General features: G+C 68.4%; 7 protein-coding genes. 3 read left to right on the top strand and 4 right to left on the bottom strand.

Annotated features, from left to right (window positions below; genetic code table 11):
* Positions 1 to 41: 41 nt before the first annotated feature.
* Positions 42 to 965, bottom strand: a complete 924-nt coding sequence (locus ASG69_RS05385) for a phosphodiesterase (protein WP_056441010.1) — start codon at positions 963 to 965, stop codon at positions 42 to 44.
* Positions 966 to 1,113: 148 nt separating this feature from the next.
* Here ASG69_RS05385 and ASG69_RS05380 point away from each other — a divergent pair, with 148 nt between their 5' ends.
* Positions 1,114 to 1,323 carry a heavy-metal-associated domain-containing protein gene (locus ASG69_RS05380; RefSeq protein ID WP_027506056.1) on the top strand — a complete coding sequence of 70 codons (210 nt, stop codon included), beginning with the start codon at positions 1,114 to 1,116 and terminating at the stop codon, positions 1,321 to 1,323.
* A complete protein-coding gene (locus ASG69_RS05375; protein WP_268788543.1) occupies positions 1,320 to 3,554 on the top strand; it encodes a heavy metal translocating P-type ATPase in 2,235 nt (744 codons plus the stop codon). Before ASG69_RS05380 ends, ASG69_RS05375 begins: the two co-directional genes overlap by 4 nt.
* Position 3,555: 1 nt before the next feature.
* On the opposite strand, the gene ASG69_RS05370 is transcribed toward ASG69_RS05375, so the two are convergent.
* Positions 3,556 to 3,966: a DoxX family protein gene (locus ASG69_RS05370; protein ID WP_027506054.1), complete on the bottom strand. Its 411-nt coding sequence runs from the start codon at positions 3,964 to 3,966 to the stop codon at positions 3,556 to 3,558.
* A 91-nt stretch (positions 3,967 to 4,057) separates the two neighbouring features.
* On the opposite strand from ASG69_RS05370, the gene ASG69_RS05365 reads away from it, so the two are divergent.
* A complete protein-coding gene (locus ASG69_RS05365; protein WP_056441007.1) occupies positions 4,058 to 5,038 on the top strand; it encodes a sigma-70 family RNA polymerase sigma factor in 981 nt (326 codons plus the stop codon).
* A gap of 21 nt (positions 5,039 to 5,059) precedes the next feature.
* Here the strand turns inward: ASG69_RS05365 and ASG69_RS05360 are convergent, their stop codons facing one another.
* Both ASG69_RS05360 and ASG69_RS05355 read right to left on the bottom strand, forming a co-directional pair.
* The gene (locus ASG69_RS05360) at positions 5,060 to 5,485 is read right to left on the bottom strand and encodes a VOC family protein (RefSeq protein ID WP_027506052.1); all 426 of its coding nucleotides are present in this window, start codon (positions 5,483 to 5,485) and stop codon (positions 5,060 to 5,062) included.
* A 107-nt stretch (positions 5,486 to 5,592) separates the two neighbouring features.
* Positions 5,593 to 6,585, bottom strand: a complete 993-nt coding sequence (locus ASG69_RS05355; protein WP_027506051.1) for an LLM class flavin-dependent oxidoreductase — start codon at positions 6,583 to 6,585, stop codon at positions 5,593 to 5,595.
* Positions 6,586 to 6,681: the final 96 nt, after the last annotated feature.

Below are 6,681 nucleotides of genomic sequence, written 5' to 3'. Positions count from 1 at the left end.
GGCTGATCGCCACAGCTACGACTGCCGGCTGATCGCCACAGCTACGACTGCCGGCTGATCGCCTTCTGGGGAGCGTCGGCGATGACGACGCCGGCATCGTGCAGGCGCTGGGCGGCCTCGTCGGCCGACACGTAGGTGCCGACGGTGTCGCCCGTCCCGATGGGCACCACCGAGTGGACCACCGTGTCCTGGTACAGATGCACCAAGTTGTAGGCCTGCGCCCCGTCGCGCCCGCGTTGCGCACCCACCGGAACGTTGAGGTCCTGCGTGTAGCAGGTGGCCGACGCCACCGACACCGGGATTCCGGCGAAGGTCGCGGACGTGGAGTAGTGCAGGTGGCCCGCGAGGATCGCCCGCACGTCGCTGCCCGCGAGCACCTCCGCGAGCGAGTCCTGGTCGCGGAGTTCCACCAACACCGCGAGATCTTGCACGCAGGGAACCGGCGGATGGTGCAGCGCGAGCACTGTGCCGTCCGGCGCCGGCATCGCCAGTTCTGCTGCGAGCCAGAGCAACTGTTCCTCGGAGATCTGGCCGTAGTGGTGGCCGGGGACGGTCGAGTCCAACGTGATGACTCGCAGCCCACCGATGTCGTAGACCCTGTCCACGGGCTCGGTCGATCCGCGCTCGTCGAGCAGGCCGCGACGGAACGCCGCTCGGTCGTCGTGGTTGCCCATCGCCCAGATCACCTCGGACCCCAGGGCTGCGGCGACCGGATCGACCAGCGCGCGCAACGAGTCGTACGCGTCGGGCTCGCCCTTGTCCGCGAGATCACCCGTGAACACCAGAGCCTCCGGCCGGGCACCCGTCGCCTCGAGCTCCGCGAAGATCTGGCGAAGACGCGCCTCGCTGTCGACCGCGTCGTACAACTCGCCGGCGCCGACCAGGTGCGTGTCACTGATGTGCAGGAGGAAATGGTCCGGCCGTGGATGCTCGGCGGTGCGCCAGGTCTGCTCGACTGGCTCCATGAGTTCTCGCTTCCCAGTGCTCCCGGATCGGAGCTCGGTCACCCTGTGTGTACCGGGCTCGTCCACCCTAACCACAGGAGGTGTCGAGCCGCCGAACGCCGGGCGACACGGGGTTGACGGCATACCGTAGGGGGGTATGGTAGTTCTCATGACCACGAAGACTGTCACCGTCGTCGGAATGACCTGCCAGCACTGCGTCGCAGCGGTGACGGAGGAGGTGAGCGCCCTGCAGGGAGTCACCTCGGTCCACGTCGACCTCGAGTCCGGACGCGTCGATGTCGAGTCCGACACACCTGTCGACGACGCTGCCCTCGCAACCGCGGTGGACGAGGCCGGGTACGAGCTGGCTCAGCCGTGACCACCGGGGAGAAGGCCGCGAACATCCAGCTCGACATCGGCGGCATGACCTGCGCGTCGTGCGCCAACCGCATCGAGAAGAAGCTCAACCGCCTCGACGGTGTGACCGCGACGGTCAACTACGCCACCGAGAAGGCGAGCATCGCCACGGACGCGACCGTCGAGACCGGGGACCTCATCGGCACCGTCGAGAAGGCCGGCTACACAGCGACCGTGCACGAACCGCACCGACCGGCCGGCCCTCCCGCAGCCGAGTCCGATGCCGCCGCAGCCGAGTCCGATCCCCTGCGCACGCGTCTGCTCGTGTCGACGCTGCTGTCCGTTCCCGTCATCGCGATGGCGATGATTCCGCCGCTGCAGTTCGACAACTGGCAGTGGCTCTCGCTCACCCTCGCCGCGCCCGTCGTCGTGTGGGGCGGACTGCCGTTCCACCGCGCCGCCTTCACCACTGCGCGGCACGGCGCGACCACCATGGACACGCTCGTGTCGGTGGGCACGCTGGCCGCCTTCGGCTGGTCGCTGTACGCGCTCTTCTTCGGCCACGCGGGCATGCCCGGCATGCGACACGCCTTCGAGTTCACCGTCTCGCGTGGCGACGGCAGCGCGAACATCTATCTCGAGGCGGCGGCCGGCGTCACGACGTTCCTGCTCGCGGGTCGGTATCTGGAAGCGCGGTCCAAGCGCAGCGCCGGCGCCGCTCTGCGTGCGTTGCTCGAGGTCGGCTCCAGGAACGCGACCGTGCTGCGCAACGGCAGTGAGGTCAGCGTGCCCGCCGACGAGCTCGTGGTCGGAGACCGCATCGTCGTCAGGCCGGGCGAGAAGATCGCCGCCGACGGCACCGTCGAGAGCGGCACGTCCGCCGTCGACGCCTCGATGATCTCCGGTGAGTCCATCCCCGTGGAGGTCGGTCCGGGCGCCACGGTCACGGGCGGGACCGTCAACGTGGGTGGCGCGCTCACCGTCGTCGCCGACCGCGTGGGCGCGGACACGCAGCTCGCGCGCATGGCCCGCATCGTGGAGGACGCGCAGAACGGCAAGGCCGAGGCGCAGCGCCTGGCCGACCGCATCTCGGGCGTCTTCGTCCCCGTCGTGATCGGTCTCGCCCTGGCCACCCTGCTGGGCTGGGTCCTCGTCAGCGGCAGCTGGTCCGCCGCGTTCACCGCATCCGTCGCGGTCCTCATCATCGCGTGCCCGTGCGCGCTGGGCCTGGCCACTCCGACAGCCCTGATGGTGGGCACCGGACGCGGCGCCCAACTCGGCGTCCTCATCAAGGGACCCGAGGTGCTCGAGCGCACCCGGCGCGTGAACACCATCGTGCTGGACAAGACGGGCACCATCACCAGCGGTGTCATGAGCGTGCAGTCCGTCGTGGGAGACGCTCGCGACGACGCGCTGCGGTTCGCCGCGGCGGCGGAGTCCGGTTCCGAGCACCCGGTCGCCCGCGCGATCGTCGACGCGTACCGGACCGCGCACGGAGAGCCCGTCGCCGCCACCGACTTCACCACCACGGCGGGACGCGGTGTCACCGCGACGGTCGACGGCCACCGCGTGGTCGTCGGACGCCCCGGTCTGGTGGGCGGCGCACTGCCCAGTGCTCTGCAGACGGCCTTCGAGGACGCCGAGGCCACCGGGGCCACCGCGGTGGTCGTCGGGTGGGACGACGAGGCCCGCGCCGTCATCGCGGTCTCCGACACCGTGAAGGAGACGTCCGCGCAGGCGGTCTCGGAGCTCCGCGCACTGGGTCTCGACCCGATCATGCTCACCGGTGACAACGAGTCCGCAGCCCGCACGGTGGCCGCCTCGGTCGGTATCGACACCGTCGTCGCCGGTGTGCTGCCGGAGCAGAAGGTGGACGCGATCCGCGAGCTGCAGGCGTCGGGCAAGGTCGTCGCCATGGTCGGTGACGGCGTCAACGATGCTGCGGCACTGGCGACGTCGGACCTCGGACTCTCGATGGGCACGGGCACCGACGTCGCGATCGAGGCCGGCGACCTCACGCTGGTGCGGGGAGATCTGCGCGTCGCGGTCGACGCGGTGCGCCTCTCGCGCGCGACCCTCCGCACCATCAAGGTCAATCTCTTCTGGGCCTTCGCCTACAACGTCGCGGCGATCCCGCTCGCGGCCGCCGGACTGCTCAACCCCATGCTGGCCGGTGCCGCGATGGCGCTGTCGTCGGTCTTCGTCGTCACCAACAGCCTGCGGCTCCGATCCTTCCGGTCCTCGGTGGTGTGACTCAGCCTGCGAGCAAGGCTCGGACTCGGCCGTCACGCAGCCAGAGTCCGAGCCACGCGGCGATGCCGACGTAGATCGCGAAGAACACCGTGCTGACGAGTGGCTGGTCGGTGCGCCAGTTCGTGATCACCGCTCCACCGAGGTAGCCGGTCAACAGGACGGCACCCAGCGGCGCGGTCCGCGGAATCACGTACAGGGTCACGATCACGAGGCAGACGACGCCGATCTTCGGGGCCATGTCGACGGGGAGTCCGAGTTCGGCGGACGCGTCCTTCACGACGTCCAGGTTCAGCAGATGGATCACGGCGTCGAACAGCATGAAGACGACCACCAGCGCGCTGACGATCCATCCTGCTCGAACGGCTCCGCGGGACGGTGCGGTGGTGGTGGCGCGGGTGAGGTGTGTGGTCATGTGACTGTCGACCGCGTGCGCCACGGAAACTCATCACGAAGCCCCGAAATTTTCCTCGGCGAGTCGTCCCTGCGAGGACTATCCTCCTCGCATGACTGCGACGCAGGAGCTCGGCAACGACTTCATGACTCTCGCGGAACCGTACCGCCGCGAGCTCCTCGCGCACTGTTACCGCATGACCGGATCCATCCACGACGCGGAGGATCTGGTGCAGGACACCCTGGTCCGAGGGTGGAAGGGGTACGCGAACTTCAAGGGCGACTCGTCGCTGCGCACGTGGCTCTACCGCATCGCCACGAACACCTGCCTCACCTCGCTCGAGGGCCGCAAGCGCCGACCGATGCCGTCGGGGCTGGGTACGCCGTCGTCCGATCCGTCGGACGAGCTGGTCGAGCGCCACGAGATCGCGTGGCTCGAGCCGGCGCCGCCGTTCGGCGATCCGGTGGACGACGACCCGGCATCGCTGATCGGCTCGCGTGAATCGGTGCGGCTCGCGTTCGTGGCCGCGTTACAGCATCTGTCCGCCCGGCAGCGAGCCGTCCTCGTACTCCGAGAGGTGTTGCAGTGGAAGGCGTCCGAGGTGGCCGAACTGCTCGGCACCTCCACTGCTGCAGTCAACAGCCTGCTGCAACGTGCGCGCGGCCAGATCGAGGCGATCATGCCCGACGAGAACTCCGTGTCCGAGCCGGAGTCGCCGGAGACGCGAGAGTTGCTGCGACGCTACGTCGAGGGATTCGAGACGTACGACATCGACGGCATCGTGAAACTTTTCGCCGCAGAGGCTGTCTGGGAGATGCCGCCGTTCACCGGGTGGTACCGCGGCCCGGCCGACATCGGCGCCCTCATCTCGACGAAGTGTCCCGCGACCGGCCCCGAGTCGATGCGGATGATGGCGACCACCGCCAACGGGCAGCCGGCCTTCGGCCTCTACATGCTCGGAGAGGACGGGGTACACCGTCCGTTCCAGCTGCACGTCCTCGAGATCATCGACGCCCGCGTCGCGCATGTGGCGTGCTTCTTCGATCTCACGCTGTTCGATCGGTTCGGCCTGCCACCGGTGTACCCGGGCTGAGCCCGGGTCACCAGCCGCGGCTCACATGTCGGGAGGCGTGGCCTCGCCCGAGGCGACGGCCGGGTCCATCCAGGTCACTTCCCACACGTGACCGTCGAGGTCGCGGAACGACCTCCCGTACATGAAGCCGTGGTCCTGCGGATCCATCCAGTCACTGCCGCCCGCGGCGAGCGCCGCGTCGGCCATGGCGTCGACGGCCTCCTTGCTGTCGGCCGACACGGCCAGCAGCATCTCGCGCGAGGTGGAGAGGTCCGCGACGTCGTCGCGGATGAAGTCCTTGAAGCGCGGGACGTTCAGCAGCATCACGACGGCCTGCTCGTTGACGATCAGGCACGCGGTGTTCTCGTCGCTGAAGGTGTCGTTGAAAGAGAATCCCAGCGACGTGAAGAACGCGCGGCTCGCGGCGACGTCCTGGACGAAGGTGTTGACGAAGATCATGCCGGACATGGTGTCTCCTGGTGTGGTGTCGTCGGCCCCGGCGTCAGGGCCACTCACCACTACCGACCCCGCCCGGGCGGAAAAGTCATCGCGCGGGCGGTGTCGGTCGTGCGGCGTCAGGCCGCGGTGGCGTGCAGATGCTGCTCGGCGAGCAGGCGGTAGGAGAGCAGTCGCTCGTCGGTGTCGTCGATACCGCTGGCGACGATGACCTCGTCCGCCCGGGCGTGCGCGGCGAAACGATCGATGTAGTCCGACGCCTCCGCCGGCGTTCCGACGGCCGAGTACTTCACCATTCCCTGAATCTGTCGGCCCGCGGGAGAGTCCATGATCATGTCCACCTCCTCCTCGGAGAAGGAACGGCCGCGTCCCACCATCTGCACCACCCGGCGACGCAGACCGGCCGTGAACAGCTCGTGCGCGCGAGCGGACGTCGGTGCGACCGTCGCGTTGACGGCGGCGATGACGTAGGGCTCGGCGAGCTGTGCGGACGGCTGGAACGTGTCCCGATAGACGGCCACGGCCTCCTCGAGCGAGTCGGGAGAGAAGTGCGACGCGTTGGCATACGGAAGGCCGAGATGTGCTGCGAGCTGCGCACCGAAGAGCGAGGATCCCAGAATGTAGAGCGGCACATCGGTTCCCGCGCCCGGCACTGCCTGCACTCCCGGAACCCGACTCGAACCCGACAGGTAGCCCTGGAGTTCGAGAACGTCCTGCGGGAAGGAATCGGCCGACGACGGGTCACGTCGCAGCGCACGCATGGTGGTCTGATCGGATCCCGGCGCTCTGCCGAGACCGAGATCGATACGGTCCGGATGGAGTGTGGCCAGCGTTCCGAATTGCTCGGCAATGGTCAGCGGAGAATGGTTAGGCAACATCACTCCACCCGATCCGAGGCGAATGGACGAGGTGTGCGCGGCCACGTGTGCGATGAGGACCGACGTCGCCGAGGACGCGATGGAGGGCATGTTGTGGTGCTCCGCGTACCAGACTCGCCGATATCCGCTCTCCTCCGCGAGGCGGGCCAACGCGACACTGGCATCGAAACTGCTTCGAGGAGTTTCACCCTCGCCGACCTGTGCGAGATCGAGTACGGACAGTGGTACGGCCACGTGCGTTCACCCTTTCGAGAAAAAGAAGACTTCTCAGGTGCGAACGCCCGCCCGGCGGAGAATATTTCCCGAGCCGCGTGACCTCGAACGACCGAA

This window comes from Rhodococcus sp. Leaf225 (assembly GCF_001426145.1).
Taxonomy (GTDB): Bacteria; Actinomycetota; Actinomycetes; order Mycobacteriales; family Mycobacteriaceae; genus Rhodococcoides.
Note: the sequence above shows the minus strand (reverse complement) of the source record. Positions and strands in the feature narration are given on the sequence as shown.